Source organism: Ottowia thiooxydans DSM 14619 (assembly GCF_000422885.1).
GTDB lineage: Bacteria > Pseudomonadota > Gammaproteobacteria > Burkholderiales > Burkholderiaceae_C > Ottowia > Ottowia thiooxydans.
On record NZ_AUGX01000013.1, the window covers coordinates 120,864 to 143,336 of the forward strand.

Consider the following 22,473-nt stretch of genomic DNA (forward strand, 5'->3'; position numbering starts at 1 on the left):
CAAAGGCCTAAAATCGGCGCATGACGCGCCTAAGTGACGCCACTGTTTACATCATCGATGACGACGCCATCGTCCGCGAGGCCATGGCGTGGCTGCTGCGTTCCCGAAGGTTGTTGTCTGAATCATTCGACAGCGCGGAGGCTTTCGAGCGCATGCTGGACGATCCCACGCGCGGCACCTCACGGCTGACTCACCCGGGTTGCGTTCTGCTTGATGTGCGCATGCCCGGCATGAGCGGGCTCGCTCTGTTCGACAGGCTGGCCGAGCGCGGCATCTCCAAGGTGTGGCCAGTGATCTTTTTGACCGGGCACGCAGACGTGCCTACCGCCGTGGATGCGGTCAAGCGCGGAGCCTTCGATTTTTGCGAGAAACCGTTTTCTGACAACGGACTGGTGGATCGGGTGGAGCAGGCGCTGGCGGAGTCTGCCGAACGCGTCGCGCACTTCGTAGAACGGAAGGCCGTTCAGGCCCGTGTTGCAGAGCTCACGGAACGCGAACAGGGCGTCATGCGGCTCGTGGCGAATGGGCGGCCCAACAAGCTGATCGCCGATGAGCTCGGGATCAGCGTGCGAACCGTGGAAGTGCACCGCGCCCGTGTGTTCGAAAAAATGGATGTCAAATCCGCGGTCGAATTGGCCAATTCGCTACAAAAAATATAGAGCTCGGCCGGCGTGACCATTCGCGTACCTCATAATTAACTTTTTGGTGGTGGGTTCTCCTGCGAGGCTTCGCCTTGCTTTTCGTGTTTCTCATCCGCCTGATCGTGATGGCCTGGCAACTCACCTTTGTTGCGGCCGGCGAACATCGTCCACCATACGATCAGCGCGAGTATTAATAACGCCCCAAGTGCTTCCAGCAGAATCACGGTCATGAATCGATTGTTCCGGTTATTTTGCGCAGCCTGCATTGTAGGAATGCTGGCGAGTTGCGCCACCCGGCCGCCTCCGCAGCCGGCCCCCTCGCCAACGCCACCTCCCTCTTCGCAGCCCGACGCCGGAATGCCGCCGTTGGTCGATCCTGGCGACATGGCACCTTTGCCGGCCGCCCGCCAAACCACGCGCAGCCGCTGGGTCCCGGTGCGTTGGGCCGAGCTTCCCGGGTTCGAACAAGACTCTCTGGACGAAGCCTGGAACGCTTTCATCAAGAGCTGCGAGCGCCCGGGCACTACTTTCGCGCGCTTGTGCAGTGAGGTGCGCCGGCTCTCCCTCAGTACCACCGAGGAGCAGCGCCTGTGGCTGCGTGCCAGGCTGCAACCGTACCGTGTTGAGCCTCTGGGTGGTCCTTCAGCTCCGGGCGCTGAAGGCCTTTTGACCAGCTACTTCGAACCTGTTTACGACGCATCACGCATTCCTCGCCCGGGCTTCGGCGTTCCTATTTACCGCATGCCCCCCACTCTGGGTCAGCGCAAACCCTGGTTCACAAGGCAGGAAATGGACATGCTGCCGGAGGCGCGCGCGCAATTGGCTGGTCAGGAACTGGTCTGGCTTGCTGACCCTCTGGATGCTTTGATCTTGCAGATCCAGGGTTCCGGCCGGGTGCGCGTACAGGAGGCTGACGGTAGCCAGCGTATGGTTCGCCTTGCTTTTGCCGGCACCAACGACCATCCCTATCGCAGCCCTGGAAAATGGCTGATCGACCAAGGTTTGTTGCGTGGAGATGCCACCTGGCCAGGCATTCGCAATGTGTTGTTGGCTAATCCTCAGCGGCAGCAGGATTTTCTCTGGAGCAACCCGCGCATGGTGTTTTTCCGGGAGGAACCCTTGTCGCCGCTTGACGCGCAGTTTGGCCCACGCGGTGCTCAAGGTGTGCCGCTGACTCCCGGGCGTTCGATCGCGGTTGATCCGCAGAGCATTCCGTATGGCACGCCGGTCTGGCTGGCCTCACAAGGCCCGGTTGCCACCTTGCAGAGGCTGGTGCTGGCACAGGACACAGGCAGTGCCATTGTGGGCGCCGTACGCGCGGACTATTTCGCAGGTTGGGGCCAGGAAGCGGGTGATTTCGCTGGCCGTATGAAGCAAAACCTGCGTCTATGGGTGCTTTGGCCTAAATGAGGCCCATGATGCCGCGGGGCCAATTGCCACAAACCCGCGCGGCAGGGGCGTTTCTCAAGCGCTCGTCCGCCTGCTTTCTGGTGGTTGCGCTGGCGCTCACGCTGACCGCTTGCGCGACTTTGCGCGATGCGCCTCGATTGTCCTACCGTTGCCCCAATGATCTACGCTTCGAGGCTCGCCTCTACCAAGACATGGCTATCCTTGAAGGCTTGAGAGGGCATGCGGTTCTGGCGCGCAGAACCGGCGAAGACTCCGCGGCTACCGCCTCTGTCTATGCCGACGAAACCGTCCGCGCCAGCTTCGGGCTGGGTGTGGACGGGCGCCTGGCGCTACTGAACTACACCAGCATTCCTGAGCCTGTGTATTGCGAGCGAGTTCTTGCGCCGGGCGAAAACACATCTGTGCAGGCGGCAGAGCGCGAAGGCCCCAAGCCCCCGCCTCCGCCACCTGATCCCAACGCACCGGTCCAAACCAACATTCAAACGGGCCAGGGCCCCATTGATGGGGGTTAAATTCACACAACAGGCTCTATGGCAGCACAAGCGTCCGGGTAAACGCATTGGCGATGCCATCCAACCCCATATCAGTGGCCCGAGCCCGCACATCAACATCATCGGCATGAGACGCCTGAAATCCTAGTAACCGGGCAGCGTCTTGTAGATCGTCTTCGGAGGCCACTGCGCCGGCTCTCAAGAGTTGGTTCATAGCCTGCAGATTCTGGGCTTCAGCGGCCAGCGTCAGTGCGGTTCCGCATCCTGGCGTGAAGACGTTGAGATCGCCCCCAGACTGCGCAAGCGCATTTGCCAACAGCGCGACCACTTCCCAGCGCCCCATATAGGCCGCTCGCGTCAGCGGAGTGAAGCCGTATTCGTTGGCGAGGTTCAAGTCCTCGCCGGACTGCAGCAGTCCCTTGATCAGTACGGCTGTGGCCTCCTTGTGTCCCTTGTAAGCGGCCTCCGCCAGTGGGGTGAAGCCTTGTTTGTTGGGGGCATTGAGATCGCCTCCGGTTCTCAGCAAGCTCTGAACCAGCAGGTCCACCACATGCTGATGACCAGCGAGAGCAGCCACTGCCAGTGCAGTGTCACCGTGCGGGCCGAAGGTGTTGATGTCCACGCCCGCTTGCTCAAGCATTCGAAGCAGATCCGCCACCTTTTCGAGCTCGTTCTCGCCCACCGCCAGCGTCAATGCAGCGATGCCGGCACGGGGTAAGTCCGCGCCTGCTTGCAGCAATTCAAGCAGCGCATCCAGATCTCGCTGACCAATTGCATCGGTCACGGCCAGGGATAGGGCGGAGGCCTTGAACGCCATGGCAAAGCAGACTTCATGCGCGCGGTGCGTTGGAGCTTCGTCATGGTGTGAGTCCACACCATCCGTGCTGGCGAGAAAATCGCGCTCGTGATTGGTTGGTGTGGGGACCATGGTGCGCGAATCAGGGGTGGTCTGCTCCGTTCTTTGGAGATGGCTGGGGTGGGTTTCCTTCAAGAGAGCAAACATGTTATTTTTGAATATTTCGGGACAATAATTGTCTTATAAAGTATTCATAATTTTCCAGTGTTTGCAATGGAAGGCCATCGTGATGAGGTCGAAAGCAGCGCGTTGACGGCAACTGCTGGTCGGCCGTCATTTCATAAATGACAAACCATGTGATTTCACGTGGTGCCCTGCAGGACCAGCGTGAAGCAAGTGCCACCACCCCGCGCGGGCTCTACGCGCACATCACCGCCGTGCAGCCGTGCCACGCGTCGTGCTACCCACAACCCCAATCCGAACCCGCGCGCCTCGTCGACCCGGCCGCCCCGCTCAAAACGATCGAAAATCCGTTGGACCACTTCCGGAGGCATGCCGGGCCCTTCGTCAGACACAGAGAATTCAAGCTGGCCATGGGAACTCTGTCGGGCGGCCACCGTGATTTCACCTGCGCTGGCGTACTTCACTGCGTTGTCCACCAGGTTCGACAGCGCCATATGAACCAATGTGGGGTCGCATGGCCAAGTGGATGGCGCATCATCTGTCATCAGGCGCAAGCGGTGGCGGGTTGACCAACGCACGAGTTGCGCTGCGTCTTCCACCAGAGTTGGAATCGAGGCTTTGCTGATACGCAAGCCAAAGCTTGGCGCGTCCAACCTCTCGCTGACCAGACAGTTTTCAACCAAGGCTGTCAATCGCCGGCAGGCGCGGCGGATCTGTGTGGCACGTCCCACCTGCGTGGGAAGGTCGGGCGAGGGAAAGGTAGCCTGCTCGGTTGCCGCACTGTCGATGACGGTCAGAGGGGTGCGGAACTCGTGATTGACCATATCGAAGAACTGGCGCTGCTCCAGCCTCGAGGCTCGTTCGCTTTCCAACGCCGCCTGAAGCGCATTTTGTGCATGCAGCAGCTCTCCGGTGCGATGGCGCACGCGCGCTTCCAGCGAATGTTCGGATTGCTCCAATGACTTCACCAAATGCGCCTGGCGCAGGACCGAGGCGCGGAACCGCTGGACCAGGCGCAGACCCACGGCTACTGCGATTGTGGTGTTGAAAAGCAGCACCATGAACTGCCAGTAAATTCCCGTGAAGACATCAGAAGGCAATACCCCAATGGTGGTCGCGCTCACGTAGGCGCCCAACACTGCGTAAATGGCATACGGGGTGATGACCAGCAAGGATGGGATGGAGGGCCCATCGCGGCGCATGTTAGACCAGCCAATCCAGGTGGCCAAGATGCTGACCAACCAGGGCGTTGAGATGGCGAACGCGGCCAGGGGAGTGAACCACGCTCCTCCCACGCTGAGCAGCCCCACCAAAAGCGCCACGGTCAAGCACTGCAGTACCTTGTCCAGCAGGCTCCAGGGGCTGTCACGTGTCAGCAACTGACGGGCCAGCCATGCGAACGAGGCTGGCAGCAGAAAAACACCCATGCTGACGAGAGGGTTCGCCCACCTCGATAGATCTTCAGGCAACCACAGTTGGGCGTAGCCTCTCACGTTGATGCCGTGCAAGAAACCAATTGCTGCGAACAAAGCCATTGCAGTGATCACACGCATCCGCAAGGCCAGGGCGGCGCCCCCCAGTAATAAAGCCAACAACAAGCTGATGCCGAGGAAAGCGCCAGAGGCCCACTCCATGGCGGCGAGCTGGGCCATCAGCTCAGAGCTGCGCCACACGACTGCGTACGCATGGGTAGCGCTTGACGTTTGTACGCGCAGCAGCAGCGGTTTTCCTTCCTGGAGCGGAAACACCAACTGCCTGACACGTACACGTTCCGTCATGGGAACGGCGTCGCCACTTCTGCGGGCTCGCCATGTAGTGGCGTCATCACCGGGCTGGAAGAGTGCGACGTGATCCAGATAACTCGGTGTCACCGTCAGCCATAGCGGGTCTTGTGAATCGCCCGGCAAACTGAGTGCGCTTGCACGCAGCCAGTAGGTGCTGTGGTTGTAGCCCTTGTTGAGAGGGCCATGCAGGGGCTCGAACGCGGTGTTGGGCAGGGCGGCCACTTCAGCGGCGGTTAGTCGGCCGCCAGGATCTTCCAGCAATTGCATGGGAATGTCATTGCCCAGTCGTGTTCCCGTGGCCTGCGGCCACAATCGAACCGGGCCGAAAAGGCATAGCGCGACCAAGCCTAACGATACGATGACCCAACATAGAAAACCCCCAATGGCGGTCGGGCCGAAACTTTCGTATCGCTTCATGGTCTGCTTCAAAAAAAGGGGATAAGACGGGGCTGGCGGTTTCCAAGGGGCAACCACATCTATTCATATCGCAATCAGTATTTCTGTTCGACAGGAACCCAAAAAAAGCCATTTTCGGTGCAGTCAGCTTGAGGCGGCTTAGGGCCTCGCAAGCGGAGCGGTGATCAATGTGGGCCCAGTTTTTTGTATGCACTATTATGGTGCACACTCCTTGTCCTATTTTTATTTGCAGGTGTAGAAAGAGCGTGCTGATTTTCGGTTCTAAGCTGGTGCCAGTGATATGAGTGTGGAAATCTTGTATGTAAAAACCATCAAAAAATAAGGCGTGTCGTAAAAATTTTGGAGTAAAAAGACCCAAATTTTCAAGAAACACTCTATTTAAATGGTTTCGTGTGTATTTGTGAGTTCTTGATCATGGCTGGCATCTGCGCGTTTCGTGACAATCGAAATTCAATTTCATCATGCAATTTCCCCTTCCTGCTCAACATGTCGTCGCGGTCGTCGAAGATGACGAAGATATTCGCGCCAACGTTTGCGGCTTTCTCAATAAAAGTGGCTTGCGGGCTTGGGGTGCAGAATCCGCTGAGGATTTCTATGTACGGTTGCTGAGCGACAGGGCCGACCTCATCATCGTCGACCTGGGCCTGCCGGGCGAAAGCGGCTTGAGCCTCGTAGCGCGTTTGACCGAGCAGAACGTACCGGTGATCGTGCTCACAGCTCGTGGCGAGCTCGAAAGCCGTATCGCCGGTCTGAACGCTGGCGCGTTGCAATATTTTGTGAAGCCTGCCGATCTGAACGAATTGGTCGCCGGTATCCGCTCACAGCTACGCCGCTCCGGAAACGGCGTTGCTCCTAAACCGGGGCAAGCAGTGCCTTGGCGCTTGGACGCCGGGAGGGCCCTATTGGTCGCGCCGAATCAACAGGTTGTTTCGCTCACTACGCGAGAGTTTGATTTGGTGAGCGCCCTTATCGCCAGCCAGGGTGGACTTGTGACCAAGCATGCGTTGCTCCACGCGATGGGAACGGATGATATGGAAGACGGCTTCCACCGCATCGAATCGCAATTGACGCGTTTGCGACGCAAAACGCTCGATGCCACCGGGCTCGCGCTGCCGGTGCGGGCGGTGTTTGGTAAAGGCTTGGTCTTCTTGCCTTGAACGCGGTTTCCAGGTGGCCTGTGCAGGTGTTGCCTTGCCCCCCGAGTTGTTCCACGCGTTCGCTATGAATTGCAGCGCCAGAAACTCAACACTCCGAGAGCTGCGTAACAACTAAATGCAGTTGTCAACATTTATCTCGGTTACTTTAGTTCCTATTACGGAGCGAAACTGTGAATTAGTTCACGAATGGTGAGTGCTTGTGAGTAACTGAATGTGGCATGGAATTGGCATGCTCAATAGATTACCGGACAAAGGCGCGCGACATGCCGCCTATTTTTTTTGTCCGGAATCCACGCGTGCCTGGGAGGGTTGCGGGTTCTTGAGAATTTCCAAAAAAGGCACCCATGCAACAACGATTGCTTACTCTTCCTTTGCCCGATTCACCGGCCTCACCCCAAAGAGCAAATCGATGGCCCGCCCAAGTCGGCGCTGTCTCCGGATGGAGTCGGTGGGTTCGCGGAGGGCTCCTGCTCGCGGCGCTCGTTGGCGCCTCCAGCGTCTCTGCCCAGAGTTTCCTGGCCAACAAGAAATTTAGCGCCACTGAAGCCTTCTCTGGCAACACTGTGGGTCTGACCTTCGACTTGTTCAACTCGCGTTCCGAAACGCTGAGTGCGGGTTTGCAAGATCGGCTGCCTAACACTTCTCCCGCTGGCCAAATGTGGTTTGACGTGAGCGACACCCCCACCGTGGCCGGTGTGGTGGGCTGTACCACTGGTACGTTGACGTTCTCCGATTTTCTGGACGCCCCGGCGAACACCAAGGCACAAACGGTCACCATCACGGGTGCTGCGGTGCCCTCGCAACCCGCAGGGCTGCTAACGCCTAACTGCCAAGTCACCGTGCCGGTGCATATTGGCAGTGTTGGCACTGACAGCAACGTGACCAACAGCGTGGCGCAAGGTGTTGCCAGTGCAAGCGATGCGAACAGCAATGTGTTCCCATCAGACGCCTTTGCCGCGTCTCTGCTCATCAGGGCGCCAGTGAACCCGTTGGTGACGGCCAAGTCCTTCACCCCGGCATTGGTCCCTTCGGGCGGAACTTCCTCGCTTCAGATCACGATCAATAACAACACCAATCCGGCGGCGGTGGCCAATAACGTGGCCTTTATCGATAACCTGCCCAACGGCGTGACCGCGGCCGGAATCCCGTCCTTTGCCGGGTGTGGCGCGCCCACCAGCGCGACGATATCCGGCGCCACCACGGTGGTCATGACGGGAGGCACGATCGCAGCGAGGGCGACCTGCACCATCACGATACCGGTGACGGCGATTGGTGCTGGTCCGCTGCTTAACACCATCCCTGTTGGAGGGGTAACGGCCACTGGCTACAGCAACACCATCGATGCCAACGGTACGCTGAACGTACGCGATACGATCAAGATGACCAAGGCCATCCAGAGCCCTGCCAACAACCAGTGGCGCACGGATACCTTGCCGACACCTGGCAATCTCTATGGCACAGGTTTTACTCAGGGCGAGGCATCGGCCATGGTCAACCAGCCAGTGCCGGTGCGGGTGTATTTCAGCAACCCGTCGGGTTCAGTGCTCACCGGTGGGAACCTGACCGACGCATTACCTAACAACATTGTCACAGTGGGTGGCGCGGTAGGCGGTACCTGCGCTTGGGTAAGTACGCCTCCGACCATTCCAGTTGGCGCTACCTCGGTCGCTTTTGGCGGTGCCAACAGCTTCAGCGTTCCGGCCGCCAATTTGGGAACAGGCGCGCTCGGTAGTTGCTACGTGGAATTTTGGGTCAAGGCCACCGCGACATTCTCAAACAATACGAATGCGCTCAGTACATCGAACATCAGTTTCACCGGCGTCAATTCCAATAACATTGAAGCTTCGACATCGGCGACGATGAGTGCCACAGGCGCGAGCGGGCCTGGCGGTGCAGGCACCGTCACGGTGGAAAAACGCTTCTATCACCCTGATGGCACCAATCAGACCGGAACCACGCCTATCCGAGTCGAAAAGGGCCAGCCCTTCTGGATGCGTGTGGCAGTACGCAACACCGTTTATGACACGCCCTATACCAATGGCACTGTGGTGGACACGCTTCCTTTGGGATTGAAGGTGGTGATGCCCTTGGCTGTGCGTTTGCTGCAAAACCCACCCACAGGCAACCAGTCCCTTCCGGAGGGTTGCGGAAATCAAGTTGCTAGCTCGGATCCAACGGACGGAACGGTGAGTGTGGCTACTGTGGGCAATCAGGATGTCGTCACCTACAGCGGCTGGACATTACACAGCGGGGCGGGTGCCAACAACACTGCGGCCAAGAACCAGGGCTGCTTCTACGCCATTCAATTGGTAAGCGATTCTGTGCTTTCCCCGGCCGGTGGCGATTACATCAACACCATCGGTGCCAACACGGTGAGCGCTTTCGCTGGTGCACAAGAAGTGACCAACCCAAGTGGGGTCTCAGCCCGAGTTATCGTTCGTTCCGATCTGGATGCTTCCAAATCGTTTAGTCCCGCCACCATCGGAGCGGCGGGTGGTGCGAAGACGCGCTTGACCATCAGCTTCAACAACAAGAACGGATCCGTCGCGCTGACTAATCTAAGTGCGACCGATAACCTGCCTTCGAGCACAGCCTTTGGTGCGTTGACGGTAGCCTCGCCGCCTAACGTGAGCAACACCTGCGCAGGTGTTGTCACTGCTGCGGCTGGATCGAGCACTGTCTCTATCAGTGGCGGTACGGTTGCTGCCGCTAGCACTTGTTCGCTCTCCGTGGATTTGCTGCACACCGGGGGTAACGGCGATCCAGGCTCTATCACCAACACGATCACGACCAACGGCATCACGAATGATCAGAATCAGGGCAACACGGAAGCCATCACTGCAAATCTGACCAAGGGCAGTCTGGGCGTTGGCGTCAACAAGGTCTTCGCGGAGAGTCAAGCGCTCGGAGGCCGTGCCGTCAAACTGACCTTGAACTTCACCACCACGAGTGTCAGTACGGTGGCGCAGGACTTGATCACGTTGACGGACAACTTGCCTGCTGGCATGGAGGTGGCTCCCAACGCCAATATTGCGACCACTTGCCAAAAGCAAAATGGCGATCCAGCCGATGTGACGATCCCACCTGCCCGCAACAATTTCACTATTTCAGGCTTCCGTTTCGCGGCTTATAGCAACGGTGCGGTGCCACACAATAGTTGCGAGCTTTCGCTCAATGTGATCTTGACCACCACGGGCAACAAGACCAACACCATCCCTAAAGGCGCCATCGGCACCGACATGGGTTCCAGCAACGCGAATCCAACCTCGGCAACCTTGTCAGCCTTGGCCAACACGTCGCTGCAAAAGCAGTTCAATCCCAAACGGGTCGAAGTGGGCTCGCCCAGCACGATGACACTGACAGTCGTCAACGTGAACACCGAGGCTCGCACCGATTTCGCGCTGACTGACACGCTTCCCTCAGGAATGACTGTGGCCGCTGGCGCGTCCTCGCACACTTGCGGCAACGGCGTGCTGACCGCCGTGGAAGGCACCGATTCGGTCTCCATCACAGGTGGCGATGTGGGTACCAATGCGAGTTGTACCATCACTGTGCCGGTGACCGTCATGGTGGCCGATACCTACGTAAATGGGCCGAGCAATTTCAGCGCCAGCAGCTTTATTGACCTGAGTCAGGCGCGCGATGAGTTGGTGGGTTTCGCCAGCACGTTGCGCGGTACGGTCTTCATCGACCCGGACTTGAACGGTGGCACCACTGGTTTCGTGCCGGCTGCTGATACCGGCCTCGGCGGCATCACCATGGAGTTGCCGCGCAACGGCACCGTGATCGCTGCCGCAGTCACCACATCTACTGATCTGGCGCCTGGCGATGCGTTCCCGAATACGGTCAATGGCGCCCCCGTGAGCTGTACCGTGCCAGCCGGTGGTTTGGCCATAGGCCAGTACCTGTTCTGTAACTTGCCTGCGGGTGAGGACTACAGCGTCCGCAAGACGCAGCCTAGCGATCACACATCCACCGGAAACAAGGCAGGGACCGCAGGTGGGGCGCCAGACGTACTGGGTGGAACCACTGAGGTCATAGCAGGCATCACGGTGCGCCCTGAGACAAACGAGGCGGGTTACGACTTTGGCGAGTATCCGCATGGGATCACCAATGTGTCAGGCCGCGTTTATATCGAGACCGGGAACAACCAAACTGACGATGGCAACGCCATCGATCCAGGCATGGTGACCAACGTGGCTATTACCTGCACAGGGCCTCTGGACGCTGCAGCTTATTCCAACAGCATGACGACTGGTGCGGATGGTGCCTATAGCTTCACGGGCATGTTGCCGGGCGCTGAGTGCACTATCACTGAGACGCAACCAGTGGACTACAGCAATGCCTACACACAAACCGGCCTGACCGGTGAGCCAGGCGTGCCTGGGCCTTTGAATGCGAGTGAGTACGGTCGTGCAGGCGATAGCGTGATTACAGGCATCATCGTGCCGACCGCAGGTTCGCCATCCAACAACTTCGCGGAGATCCGTCTGGCAGACATGAGCAGCAGCACAGTCTGCACGCCACGTAGTGGCACACCGGGCACCCTGGTGAGCTGCACGGTCACTTGTACCAACGCGGGGCCCAATAGCGCAGAAAACGCGTTCTGTTCTGTGCTCAATGCTCCTGGTCTGCCAGGTGCTCCGGCTCCAGTGTGTGCAAATTCACCGCAAGCGCTGCTGGGAGCCGGAGAGTCGCTCAGCTGCACCGTGAGCTTTGCGTTGTCCACCGTCGCTGGTGATATTGCGGTTCGCGGTGGAACTGGCGCCGACAACGATTCCAATGGCGGGACCCCTCCCGCTGAAGGCAATAATCCGTCGGCCGACGCTGTGACAGCGTTGATCATCGCGCCCGTTCCGACGCTGGGTGAATTGGCTCTCGTACTGATGGGCCTGTTGTTGGCGGGCTTCGCTTATCGTCAGCAGCGCCGCCGCGGATGATGGGACACAGCTAAAAGCCGAGTCAACTGAATCCGCTGAGGCGGCGAGCCGCTCACTAGAAATGGTGGGCGGCTTTTTTTCGGTCGCATCTGTCGTTGGGTGCGCGCAACGTTCAGTGCGCTTGCCTGCATTTCCTACTTGTCCTCGTGCACGCAGTGCCGCGAGAATCCGTAATTCGCTTCATCGCCATGACAACGAGCAACCTTGTTATGGCACTTTTCCGGAGCTCATTTATGTCCTTGTACTTGTTCAACACTTTTTCCTGAACACGGTTCTCCGCCCCGGCTGAACCGTGTCTCACACCGTTCAGCCTCGGCTTGAAGCGACGCCATCCCTATGCGATGGCACGCCATGAAAGCCCTGGCTCTGCAGCCGGGGCTTTTTGCATTTGGAACCGCACAGATGAGTGCTCAACAACGTTCCCGCGCCTTCGCAGAAGGCCGGGTCAAGGCTTTGCGCCGCATGAAGCAGCCGATCACGCTGCATCTGCCCGCCAGCGCCACCCCGCGCAACCCCGTGGCCGCTGCCCTCGCTCGGCGCAGCGTTTCGGCCGCAGCGGGCCGGCACATTCGCAGCCAGGGCGCCCAGCGCCGCGCAGACCGCGTGGCGCTGCAGCAGGCTCTGCGCAGCCACAAGCACAAGCACAAGGACATGGACTGACATGACTACCGGAAATATTTATCCTCAAACAGCACCCCATCACGCGGTGCTAGAACCGCATTCGCTCTATCACCCGCATACCGCTTGCGCCAATGACGATGCACCATCATTCACCGTCGGGTTGGCAACTCGTCAGCAAACGCTTTCACTGGTCGCAGAGCAGCTCAAAACTGAGCTGCTAGGTATTGACGATGTTATTGACCGCGTCATCAACGCCATTCGCGCCTGGTATGTGTTGCCTGGGTTGGTCACCCGTCCGGTGATCGTTTGCCTCTGGGGGCTGACCGGCACCGGGAAGACCCAGCTCACCCGCCGGTTGGCGCAGTTGCTGGGTTTTTATGACCGCTTTGTGGAAGTCCAGATGGACGGCTTCAGCAACGGCGCATCACGCCGCAGCACCACCATTTCAGACATGCTGAATGATTCGGGCGTGAGGGAGGGCATGCCGGGCATGTTGGTGCTGGATGAGTTTCAGCGCTTTCGTACCAAGGACAAGCACGGTGATGACGTGAAGCTGGAGCGCTATCACGATGTCTGGACCTTGCTCTCAGATGGTCGGTTGCCGCCCGCGTTGAACGCCTTGGGGATAATCGAACGCAAGCTGGCTGAATCACAGTACGAGGCCGAACGGGAGGGCAGTGACGAAGATGAGGCCGCCGGCAAAACGCGCCACCGCTTCCGTCTCGATGCCTGGGATGCCCAGGATTTGCAGCGCACTCTGAAACTCATGGAACCGCTGGGCGAGATCATGCAGTGGTCAGCCGCTCAGGTTGAAGCCTTGTTGGCACGATTTCAGCAAGCCAGCGACCAGTGGGAAACCGATTACAGCAAACTGCTGATCTTCGTTTGCGGCAACCTCGACGAGATGTACCACGAGACTGCGGAGCGTGTGGAAGACTGCGACACTGACGCTGATATCTTTCACCGCCTGACCAGTCGCTTGTCCTTGATCGACGTGAAGAAAGCGCTGGGATCGCGCTTCAAGCCCGAACAGATCGCCCGGTTGGGTAACACCCATGTGGTCTACCCTTCGTTCAGCAAGGCCACTTATGAAGCCCTGATCCGCAATCTGTGCCAGCAGTATGTGGACAACATCTCAAGCCAGTGCGGCGTGCGTTTTGCTATCAATCAGGACGTGCACGACGCCTTGTATGCCAATGCGGTGTTTCCTGCTCAGGGCACCCGGCCGCTGTTCTCATCTATCCACGCCATCCTAAGCGCCAACCTGGTCCACGCGGCGCTGTGGGTGCTGGAGGGCGGGCTTCCCCTGGGCCAAATTTTTCCTATCTCTATGGGCGCTGACGGGCAGAGCCTGCAGGTGGAGGGGGCCGGACTCCGCGGAACGGCGCAGACCCGCTTTCCTGTCGCGCTGGAACTTAGCCGCATCAAGCAGCGTACCAATGCTGACTTCCGCGCCCTGTTGGCGGTGCACGAGGCCGGACACGCCCTGATCTATTGCTTATTGGTCCGGGTGGCGCCACAAGAGGTCAAGATCAACATCGTGTCCTTCGAGGGCGGCTACAACAGCTTTACAGGCCTGAAGGCCACCACCCGCCAGAACATGCTCGATATGCTTTGCGTGGGCCTGGCAGGCCGGGCTGCCGAGGCGCTGGTGTTTGGCGACGCTGCCTGCACTACCGGCGCCCAGCACGACCTGCAGCAAGCCACCGCTGCTGCTGCCAGCTTCATCCGCCACCATGGTTTTGGTGACCGACTCTGCCGTACCGACACCACCGTGGAGGCAGATCAGGGCATCAATACCGATGTGGAGCCCAGCAATGCAGCCATCGAAGCCTTGTTGCAGGCCCAATACCAGCATGCCTGTACGCTGCTGGCGCAGCACCGCGTCCTGTTTACGGAGCTGGTGGATGCACTGGTGGCCAATGGGCTGATCACGCCGCAAGGCATTCAGCAGCTACTGGCGCGCCATCAGATCCCGCTGCGTATGACCTGCGAGCGCCCACGCGACGACACACTGGTGCTCGAGCCATTTGCTCAACACCTCGCGGCATTTCAGGCCAAGGCAGGCATGGCGCCGGCTCCGGAAAGACCATGAACACGTTCCTGGAGGGTGTTCATGGGCGTGCGCTTATTGCTATGTGCTTACAGCCGTTGGGGCGCTGCCATGAACCGGTGAGACCATCTGAAGCTCATCGCACTTTTTTTTGCGTCAGGTGACCCAGCGGCAGCACGCCGACGGCTTTCACCTCGCCGAGCGAAAAGCTCGTGTGCAGATCTTTGACTCCGGGAAGGTTGAGCAGCACGTCGCGCGCGAACTGGCTGAAGGTGTCCAGATCCCGGCTGACTACCTGTAGCTCGAAGGTGCCGCTGCCGCTGATGTAGTGACAGGAAACCACCTCCGGCAGGCGCTTGATGTGTTCCTCCAGCTCCCTGGTCACGCTGCCGGCATTGCGCTCTGCATCCAGCCGCACGAAGGCAAGTACGCCCAAGCCGATCTTTTGGCGATCGATTTCTGCGCGGTAGCCGCGGATGAAGCCAGCCTCTTCCAGCGCGCGAACACGCCGCCAGCAAGGCGCTGCGGAGAGTCCTACGCGCTGCGCCAGTTCGATATTGGTGAGGCGCCCATCGGCCTGCAGATGCTGCAGGATAGCTAGGTCGTAGGAATCAAGTGTTTCCATAAAAGCTTGATTTGAGAAAGAATATTTCCAGAAATGGGTTTGAAAGGGAACTTAAAGAATACACCTATCGCACGAGGCCGCATACACTTTGCTTTCAAACGGCGCACGCTTGGCTTACCAGCGGAGCTGGCCAACGCAGCCCATGAGGCCGCGAACCATAAGGAGACACTCACGATGAACGCCCCTCTGCCCGAGCACATCCGCAAGGCACTCGAAGCCGTCACGCTAGACGACAAATACAGCCTGGATTACGGCCGCGCCTTCATGAGCGGTGTCCAGGCCTTGGTCAAGCTTCCCATGCTCCAGCGCCAGCGGGATGCCCTGGTTGGCAAGAACACGGCAGGCTTCGTCAGTGGTTACCGGGGTTCGCCTTTAGGGGGGTATGACCAGGCCCTGTGGAAGGCGAAGAAGTATCTGCAGGCGCAGAACATCGTGTTTCAGCCTGGCGTCAATGAAGAGCTCGCCGCCACTGCACTCTGGGGCACGCAGCAGTTGGGCTTTGCACCACCAGGATCGAACAAGTTTGATGGCGTGTTTGGCATCTGGTATGGAAAAGGCCCGGGTGTAGACCGCTGCTCTGATGTGTTCAAGCACGCCAATATGGCTGGCACCACGCCCTGGGGTGGTGCGATCGCTGTGGCCGGCGATGACCACGTGGCCAAAAGCAGCACGGCCGCCCATCAGAGCGATCACATCTTCAAGGCATGCGGGCTGCCCGTGTTTTTTCCAACCTCGGTGCAGGAAATCCTGGATCAGGGCGTGCATGCGTTTGCCATGAGCCGTTATGCCGGGGTCTGGACAAGCATGAAGACGATCCAGGAGATCGTGGAGTCCAGCGCCACGGCCATGATCGATCCCGAGCGCGTGCAGGTGCGCATCCCTACTGACTTCGAAATGCCTCCTGGGGGTCTGCACATCCGCTGGCCAGATGCGGCGCTGGTGCAGGAAGAGCGCCTGTACAACTACAAGTGGTATGCCGCGCTGGCCTACATCCGTGCCAACCGGCTTAACCACAATGTCATTGAAGGGCCGAACGACCGCCTGGGCCTGATCGCCAGCGGTAAGGCTTACAACGACACGCGCCAGGCCCTGATCGATCTGGGGCTGGATGATGCGGCCTGCCGCCACCTCGGCATTCGCTTGCACAAGGTGGCCGTGGTGTGGCCGCTGGAGGCCACGGCCACCCGGGAATTTGCCACTGGCCTGCGCGAAATTCTGGTGGTGGAAGAAAAGCGCCAGGTCATTGAATACCAGATCAAGGAAGAGCTGTACAACTGGCGCGCTGATGTGCGCCCCAATGTGGTCGGTAAATTCCATGAGGGCGCTGAGGGCGACTTCTCGGGCGGCGAGTGGTCGCGCGCTAATCCTACGGCCAATGAATTGCTGCGCGCCACGGCCGATCTATCGCCCGCGCTGATTGCACGCGCCATCGCGCAGCGGTTGAAGAAGCTCGGCATCGACGCCGACATGACTGCGCGCATCGACCGCCAGCTCGCCATTCTTGATGCCTCCGACCGCAATATGAAGGCATTGGAGCTTGGTGGCACGGGCGCTGAGCGCCAGCCCTGGTTCTGCTCCGGCTGCCCGCACAACACCAGTACACGCGTTCCGGAAGGCTCGCGCGCTATGGCGGGCATTGGCTGCCATTTCATGACCATCTGGATGGACAGGGCGACCGTGGGGTTTACGCAGATGGGCGGTGAGGGCGTGCCCTGGGTCGGGCAGCAGCCATTCAGCAACGATAAACACATGTTCGCCAATCTGGGCGATGGCACCTATTTTCACAGCGGCATTCTGGCGGTCCGCCAGAGCATCGCTTCGGGGGTCAACATCACCTACAAGATTCTCTACAACGATGCGGTGGCCATGACCGGTGGCCAGCAGATCGGCGAGCGGCCCGAAGGCCTCTCGGTGATCCAGATTGCCCAGAACATGCGCGCCGAAGGTGCGGTCAAGATCACCATCGTCACTGACGAACCAGAAAAATACAAGAATGCCCGCGAGCACGGCCTGCCCGATGGCATTGAGATTCAGCACCGAGACAAGCTTGATGCCGTGCAACGCGAATTCCGGGAGATTACCGGCACCACGGTCATCATCTATGACCAGACCTGCGCCACCGAAAAGCGCCGCCGCCGCAAGCGCGGATCCATGGAAGACCCGGCCAAGCGCGTCATCATCAATGACCTGGTCTGTGAGGGCTGCGGCGATTGCAGCGTGCAGAGTAACTGCCTCAGCGTGGAGCCACTGGAAACCGAATTCGGACGCAAACGCACCATCAATCAGAGCACCTGCAACAAGGACTACTCGTGCCTGAAAGGCTTCTGCCCTAGTTTCATCACCGTGGAAGGTGGCAACCTGAAGAAAAAGGCGAAGGAAAAATCCGGCACCTCGCCTTTTGAACTGGGCGCACTGCCTGAGCCTCAGCTGCCTGTCATGCCTACGGCCTACGGCATCGTGGTGGCTGGCGTAGGCGGTACGGGCGTCATCACCATCGGGCAGTTGCTCGGGATGGCAGCGCACATCGAGGGCAAAGGCATCGTCACCCAGGATGCGGCGGGATTGGCACAAAAAGGCGGCGCCACCTGGAGCCACGTGCTCATAGGCAATACACAGGAAGATATTCGCACCACCCGCGTGGGCATGGCTGCAGCCGATCTGGTCATCGGCTGCGATCCCATCGTCACGGCAGGCAAGGAAACCGTGCTGCGGATGCGCGAAGGGCGTACGCACGTTGCGCTGAATGTGCATGGCACGCCTACAGCCGCGTTTGTGCGCGATGGCTCCTGGCGCAATCCAGCGGAGCAGTGCGCCGTCGATATCGCCCGGGCCGCCGGGCCACAGGGTTTGAGTGGCTTCGATGCGGATGCCATGGCCACCCGTTTGATGAGCGATACCATTTACGTCAACCCCATGATCCTGGGGTACGCGTGGCAAAAAGGCTGGGTGCCTCTGCGCTATGAATCACTGATGCGCGCTATTGAGTTGAACGCGGTTCAGGTGGAAAACAACAAGACCGCATTCGAATGGGGCCGTCAGGCGGCGCACGATTGGGCGCGCGTTGAGAAGCTACTTGGTGGCTCAGGCGGTGCTCAAGTGATCGAGTTCAAGAAGCGCGAAACGCTGGATTCCATGATCAGCCGCCGCGTTGAGTTTTTGACGGACTACCAAAATGCAGCCTATGCAGCGCAGTACCGGGAGTTTGTGGCTCGCGTAGAGAAGCAAGAGCTTGCTTTGGGAAAAACTGCCTTGAGCGAAGCCGTGGCCCGCTATCTATTCAAGCTCATGGCGTACAAAGACGAATACGAAGTGGCGCGCCTGCACAGCGACCCGGCATTCGTGGAGCGGGTCAAGGGAATGTTCGAGGGCGACTTCACCTTCAACTACCATCTGGCCCCTCCCATGACGGCGCCCCGTAACGAACGTGGCGAGCTACAGAAGAAAAAATATGGGCCCAGCATGCTGCGCAATTTCCGTTGGCTGGCCAAACTCAAGGGCTTGCGCGGTACCGCCTTCGACGTTTTTGGCAAAACCGAGGAGCGCCAGACTGAGCGCGCTTTGATCCAGCAGTACCGTGCCAGTGTCGAAGAAGTGCTCAAAACCCTGGATGCTAATAATCACGCCACGGCGGTTGAGATTGCCCGCATTCCTGAGCAGATCAAGGGCTACGGGCACGTCAAGGAGCGCAACCTGAAGGCTGCGCGCATTCGCTGGGAAGAGCTGAAGGTGGCTTACCGGCATCCACAAGGCGCGCAAAAGGCAGCGTAGCATTAAGCTCGCAAAATGTCTCTGTGGCTGGCGGGTACACACGGCGGCACGGTTTTAGTGCAGCGGTGAGATCCCGCCGGTGTGGATATGAGTGCGGTGTATACAAGCTGACGCCTGTCTGACATTCGTCGGGGCGCGCTCTCTTTTTTGTTGAAAAGAGGGAGAAAAAAGCGCTTATTCGAGAGCCGCGAGCTAGCCCACTACAATATAAGGTTCTCCGCGCGCCCGCAGAGGGTGTGTTTATGCGTGCGGCTTTTTTGCCCGCGCCCTTCTTCCGCATTTTTTTCAGGAGCTTGCTGGTGTTCATTTCCTCCGCTTTCGCCCAGACCGCCCCCGCCGCCGCTGCTGAGGGAGGCATGACTTCTTCACTGATGAGCATGTTGCCGCTGCTGTTGATGTTCGCAGTGCTTTACTTCATCATGATCCGCCCTCAGATGCGCAAGCAAAAAGAGCACCGCGCCATGATTGATGCCCTGGCTAAAGGCGACGAAGTGGCCACCGCTGGTGGCCTGATGGGCCGTGTGACGGCTATCTCCGAAGGCAGCCTGACTCTGCAGATCGCCAATGGTGTTGAAGTGCAGATGCAACGCAGCGCGGTGGTGCAAGTGTTGCCCAAGGGAACCATTAAGTAAGCTGCGGAATCTCACCCGCTTTCCCGGTAGCCTGAAATGGCCGCCGCCTTGGCTGCCAATCGATCGAGTCTTTCCCCATGAATCGTTATCCGTTATGGAAATACGCCGTCATCGTCGTCGCGCTGCTGGTAGCGGTGATCTACGCGCTACCCAATTTGTTCGGCGAAGCGCCGGCGGTACAGGTTTCGGCCGGTAAGACCACGACGAAAATCGACATCTCCACTCAGGAGCGTGTCGAGCAGGCGTTGAAATCCGCAGGCGTCGAGCCGAGCATGCTCACGCTGGATGCTGGTTCGGTACGTGCGCGCTTTGCGACCCCGGATGAACAGCTGAAAGCCAAGGACGCGCTAGAGCGCGCACTGATCCCTGACCCGTCGGATGCTTCCTATATCGTCGCGCTTAACCTGGTATCTCGTTCGCCCGCCTGGCTGACGGCTCTGCACGCCAAGCCTATGTATCTGGGGCTTGACTTGCGCGGCGGCGTGCACTTCATGCTGCAAGTGGACATGAGCGCGGCATTGACCAAGCGGCTGGACACCTTGTCCAGCGACATCCGCCTAGCGCTGCGGGAAAAAGATATTCGCCACGGCGGCATCAGCCGCGAAGGCCAGCGCATAGAGATCCGCGCGCGCGATGCTGCCATGCAAGAGGCAGCACGCCGCCTCATTGCCGACACCTTGCCCGATCTGCAGCTGACCCCTGGCACCGGCCCAGAGCCCACGCTCGTGGCCACCTTCAAGCCCGAGGCCCTGCGCAAAGTGCAGGACCAGGCCATCAAACAGAACATCACCACGCTGCACAACCGGGTCAATGAACTCGGCGTAGCCGAACCCGTCATTCAGCAGCAAGGGGCTGATCGTGTCGTGGTGCAACTGCCTGGTGTGCAGGACGTTGCCAAGGCCAAAGATATTCTGGGCCGCACCGCCACGCTTGAAATGCGGTTGGTCGATGAAAGCGCAGAAGGCCATGCTGCCGAAGCGGGCAGAGGCCCGGTGCCTTTCGGCGCTGAGCGTTTTCCGCAGGCTGATGGCCGTTCTGTCATCGTCAAGCGCCAGGTCATCCTGACGGGTGACAGCCTGACTGATGCTCAACCTGGCTTCGATTCACAAACCCAGCAGCCCAAGGTTGATTTGACCGTGGATGCCAAAGGTGGCCGCCTCATGCGCGACACCAGCCGGGAGAACGTGAAGAAACGCATGGCCATCATCTTGTTCGAAAAGGGCAAGGGCCAGGTGTTGACAGCTCCGGTGATCCAGAGCGAATTGGGTAACCGTTTCCAGATTTCCGGATCGATGACCATCCCCGAAGCTAACGATCTGGCGCTGCTGCTGCGCGCTGGTTCGCTGGCCGCGCCTATGGAAATCATCGAAGAGCGAACCATCGGCCCTAGCCTGGGTGCCGAAAACATCACCAAGGGGTTCCACAGCGTGATGTGGGGCTTCGTAGTGATCGCATTGTTCATGTCGGCCTACTACATGCTGTTTGGCGTGTTTTCTGCCATTGCCCTGTCGTTCAACTTGCTGTTGCTGGTGGCGATCTTGTCGATGTTGCAAGCCACGCTGACTTTGCCTGGTATGGCGGCTATGGCCTTGGCACTGGGTATGGCGATTGACGCCAACGTGCTGATCGCCGAGCGTGTACGAGAGGAGTTGCGTGCGGGCGCGTCGGCGCAGGCGGCCATCCATGCCGGCTACGACCGGGCGTGGGCCACTATTCTGGACTCGAACGTCACGTCGCTGATTGCGGGCTTGGCTCTGCTGGCCTTCGGTTCTGGCCCCGTGCGTGGGTTTGCCGTGGTGCACTGCCTCGGTATTCTCACCTCCATGTTCTCGGCGGTGTTTTTCTCGCGCGGGTTGGTCAACCTGTGGTACGGGAACAAGAAAAAGCTCAAAACGGTGTCCATTGGCACGGTTTGGAAGCCAGAGCCCACGGCAGACGAGCCGGGCAAGATAGCGTAAAAAGAGGCAAAGCTCATGGAATTTTTCAAGATCAAACGGGACATCCCGTTCATGAAGCATGCGTTGATTTTCAACGTGGTGTCTTTTCTTACCTTCGCGCTGGCCGTGTTTTTCCTGATCACGCGCGGGTTGCACTTGTCGGTGGAGTTCACTGGCGGTACGGTCATGGAAGTGGCCTACAGCCAGCCGGCTGATCTGACCAAGGTGCGCGGCACCGTATCGTCACTGGGTTACAGCGACGTGCTGGTGCAGAACTTCGGTACTTCGCGCGACGTCATGATCAGGCTGCCGGTGCAAAAAGACCAAACCTCGGCGCAGCAAAGCGCGGTGGTGCTGGACGCCCTGAAGAAGGCTTCGCCAGACGTTGAGATGCGTCGTACCGAGTTCGTAGGGCCGCAGGTTGGTCAGGAGCTGGCCCTGGACGGATTGAAGGCGCTGGCGTTCGTGATTATCGGGATCATGGTCTATCTGGCCGTGCGTTTCGAGTGGAAATACGCCGTAGCCGCCATCATTGCCAACTTGCATGATGTGATCATCATCATGGGGTTCTTTGCGTTTTTTCAGTGGGAGTTTTCTCTCGCTGTGTTGGCGGCCATCCTGGCGGTTCTGGGTTACTCGGTCAACGAGTCGGTGGTGATCTTTGACCGTATTCGCGAGGCGTTCCGGCGTTTCCGAAAAATGACGCCTATCGAGGTCATTGATCACGGTATTACCGCCAACATCAGCCGCACGATCATTACGCACGGCTCGACCCAGCTCATGGTGCTGTCAATGCTGATTTTCGGCGGCGAAACCCTGCATTACTTCGCTATGGCGCTGACCATCGGCATTCTGTTTGGTATCTATTCCTCTGTGTTTGTGGCGGCTGCGATCGCGATGTGGCTTGGCGTCAAGCGGGAGGACCTGATCAAACCTACCGGCCGCCGCGATGGCGACGCGAATGACCCGAACGCCGGCGCAGTGGTGTAAGCCCCCACGTTCGGCCTAATATCCACAA

General features: G+C 59.1%; 15 protein-coding genes. 11 read left to right on the forward strand and 4 right to left on the reverse strand.

Annotation, left to right across the window (positions count from 1 at the left end; genetic code table 11):
- Nucleotides 1–20: 20 nt before the first annotated feature.
- The gene (locus G518_RS0112715) at nucleotides 21–659 is read left to right on the forward strand and encodes a response regulator transcription factor (protein ID WP_028602870.1); all 639 of its coding nucleotides are present in this window, start codon (nucleotides 21–23) and stop codon (nucleotides 657–659) included.
- 35 nt (nucleotides 660–694) lie between these two features.
- On the opposite strand, the gene G518_RS40400 is transcribed toward G518_RS0112715, so the two are convergent.
- Nucleotides 695–871, reverse strand: coding sequence for a hypothetical protein (locus G518_RS40400; RefSeq protein ID WP_169457938.1), 177 nt, complete (start codon nucleotides 869–871; stop codon nucleotides 695–697).
- On the opposite strand from G518_RS40400, the gene mltA reads away from it, so the two are divergent.
- Nucleotides 804–2,051, forward strand: coding sequence for a murein transglycosylase A (gene mltA / locus G518_RS0112725; protein ID WP_028602871.1), 1,248 nt, complete (start codon nucleotides 804–806; stop codon nucleotides 2,049–2,051). The genes G518_RS40400 and mltA overlap by 68 nt on opposite strands.
- 8 nt (nucleotides 2,052–2,059) lie before the next feature.
- Complete coding sequence (locus G518_RS0112730) at nucleotides 2,060–2,563, forward strand: hypothetical protein (protein ID WP_156909374.1); 504 nt, start codon at nucleotides 2,060–2,062, stop codon at nucleotides 2,561–2,563.
- A 16-nt stretch (nucleotides 2,564–2,579) separates the two neighbouring features.
- Here G518_RS0112730 and G518_RS0112735 read toward each other — a convergent pair whose 3' ends face one another.
- Together G518_RS0112735 and G518_RS34970 are read right to left on the reverse strand one after the other, a co-directional pair.
- Nucleotides 2,580–3,470, reverse strand: a complete 891-nt coding sequence (locus G518_RS0112735) for an ankyrin repeat domain-containing protein (RefSeq protein ID WP_169457939.1) — start codon at nucleotides 3,468–3,470, stop codon at nucleotides 2,580–2,582.
- A 230-nt stretch (nucleotides 3,471–3,700) separates the two neighbouring features.
- The gene (locus G518_RS34970; RefSeq protein ID WP_156909375.1) at nucleotides 3,701–5,722 is read right to left on the reverse strand and encodes a sensor histidine kinase; all 2,022 of its coding nucleotides are present in this window, start codon (nucleotides 5,720–5,722) and stop codon (nucleotides 3,701–3,703) included.
- A 461-nt stretch (nucleotides 5,723–6,183) separates the two neighbouring features.
- On the opposite strand from G518_RS34970, the gene G518_RS0112745 reads away from it, so the two are divergent.
- The 4 genes from G518_RS0112745 to G518_RS34975 all read left to right on the forward strand — a co-directional run bounded on the left by G518_RS0112745 (nucleotide 6,184) and on the right by G518_RS34975 (nucleotide 14,535).
- Nucleotides 6,184–6,879, forward strand: coding sequence for a response regulator transcription factor (locus G518_RS0112745; RefSeq protein WP_028602874.1), 696 nt, complete (start codon nucleotides 6,184–6,186; stop codon nucleotides 6,877–6,879).
- Between the two features lie 344 nt (nucleotides 6,880–7,223).
- Complete coding sequence (locus G518_RS0112750; protein WP_028602875.1) at nucleotides 7,224–11,819, forward strand: beta strand repeat-containing protein; 4,596 nt, start codon at nucleotides 7,224–7,226, stop codon at nucleotides 11,817–11,819.
- A 402-nt stretch (nucleotides 11,820–12,221) separates the two neighbouring features.
- Nucleotides 12,222–12,479, forward strand: a complete 258-nt coding sequence (locus tag G518_RS0112755) for a hypothetical protein (protein WP_028602876.1) — start codon at nucleotides 12,222–12,224, stop codon at nucleotides 12,477–12,479.
- 1 nt (nucleotide 12,480) lies between these two features.
- Nucleotides 12,481–14,535: an AAA family ATPase gene (locus tag G518_RS34975; protein WP_084651749.1), complete on the forward strand. Its 2,055-nt coding sequence runs from the start codon at nucleotides 12,481–12,483 to the stop codon at nucleotides 14,533–14,535.
- 94 nt (nucleotides 14,536–14,629) lie between these two features.
- Here G518_RS34975 and G518_RS0112765 read toward each other — a convergent pair whose 3' ends face one another.
- The gene (locus tag G518_RS0112765; RefSeq protein WP_028602877.1) at nucleotides 14,630–15,118 is read right to left on the reverse strand and encodes an Lrp/AsnC family transcriptional regulator; all 489 of its coding nucleotides are present in this window, start codon (nucleotides 15,116–15,118) and stop codon (nucleotides 14,630–14,632) included.
- A gap of 174 nt (nucleotides 15,119–15,292) precedes the next feature.
- Between G518_RS0112765 and G518_RS0112770 the strand changes: the two genes are divergently transcribed.
- From G518_RS0112770 to secF, 4 genes are all read left to right on the forward strand, one after another.
- The gene (locus G518_RS0112770; protein WP_028602878.1) at nucleotides 15,293–18,886 is read left to right on the forward strand and encodes an indolepyruvate ferredoxin oxidoreductase family protein; all 3,594 of its coding nucleotides are present in this window, start codon (nucleotides 15,293–15,295) and stop codon (nucleotides 18,884–18,886) included.
- A 299-nt stretch (nucleotides 18,887–19,185) separates the two neighbouring features.
- The gene (gene yajC, locus G518_RS0112775) at nucleotides 19,186–19,518 is read left to right on the forward strand and encodes a preprotein translocase subunit YajC (protein ID WP_028602879.1); all 333 of its coding nucleotides are present in this window, start codon (nucleotides 19,186–19,188) and stop codon (nucleotides 19,516–19,518) included.
- Nucleotides 19,519–19,595: 77 nt separating this feature from the next.
- Nucleotides 19,596–21,476, forward strand: a complete 1,881-nt coding sequence (gene secD, locus G518_RS0112780) for a protein translocase subunit SecD (protein WP_028602880.1) — start codon at nucleotides 19,596–19,598, stop codon at nucleotides 21,474–21,476.
- 15 nt (nucleotides 21,477–21,491) lie between these two features.
- On the forward strand, nucleotides 21,492–22,445 hold the full coding sequence (gene secF / locus G518_RS0112785; RefSeq protein WP_028602881.1) for a protein translocase subunit SecF: 954 nt from the start codon (nucleotides 21,492–21,494) through the stop codon (nucleotides 22,443–22,445).
- Nucleotides 22,446–22,473 lie beyond the last annotated feature (28 nt).

What these genes read in the sequence shown, in the direction of transcription:
- G518_RS0112755 (WP_028602876.1), top strand. Translation starts at nt 12,222, where the DNA reads ATGAGTGCTCAACAACGTTCCCGCGCCTTCGCAGAAGGCCGGGTCAAG.
- G518_RS0112730 (WP_156909374.1), top strand. Translation starts at nt 2,060, where the DNA reads ATGCCGCGGGGCCAATTGCCACAAACCCGCGCGGCAGGGGCGTTTCTC.
- G518_RS40400 (WP_169457938.1), bottom strand. Translation starts at nt 871, where the DNA reads ATGACCGTGATTCTGCTGGAAGCACTTGGGGCGTTATTAATACTCGCG.
- G518_RS0112745 (WP_028602874.1), top strand. Translation starts at nt 6,184, where the DNA reads ATGCAATTTCCCCTTCCTGCTCAACATGTCGTCGCGGTCGTCGAAGAT.
- G518_RS34975 (WP_084651749.1), top strand. Translation starts at nt 12,481, where the DNA reads ATGACTACCGGAAATATTTATCCTCAAACAGCACCCCATCACGCGGTG.
- G518_RS0112750 (WP_028602875.1), top strand. Translation starts at nt 7,224, where the DNA reads ATGCAACAACGATTGCTTACTCTTCCTTTGCCCGATTCACCGGCCTCA.
- secF (WP_028602881.1), top strand. Translation starts at nt 21,492, where the DNA reads ATGGAATTTTTCAAGATCAAACGGGACATCCCGTTCATGAAGCATGCG.
- G518_RS0112735 (WP_169457939.1), bottom strand. Translation starts at nt 3,470, where the DNA reads ATGGTCCCCACACCAACCAATCACGAGCGCGATTTTCTCGCCAGCACG.
- G518_RS0112770 (WP_028602878.1), top strand. Translation starts at nt 15,293, where the DNA reads ATGAACGCCCCTCTGCCCGAGCACATCCGCAAGGCACTCGAAGCCGTC.
- G518_RS34970 (WP_156909375.1), bottom strand. Translation starts at nt 5,722, where the DNA reads ATGAAGCGATACGAAAGTTTCGGCCCGACCGCCATTGGGGGTTTTCTA.
- secD (WP_028602880.1), top strand. Translation starts at nt 19,596, where the DNA reads ATGAATCGTTATCCGTTATGGAAATACGCCGTCATCGTCGTCGCGCTG.
- G518_RS0112715 (WP_028602870.1), top strand. Translation starts at nt 21, where the DNA reads ATGACGCGCCTAAGTGACGCCACTGTTTACATCATCGATGACGACGCC.
- G518_RS0112765 (WP_028602877.1), bottom strand. Translation starts at nt 15,118, where the DNA reads ATGGAAACACTTGATTCCTACGACCTAGCTATCCTGCAGCATCTGCAG.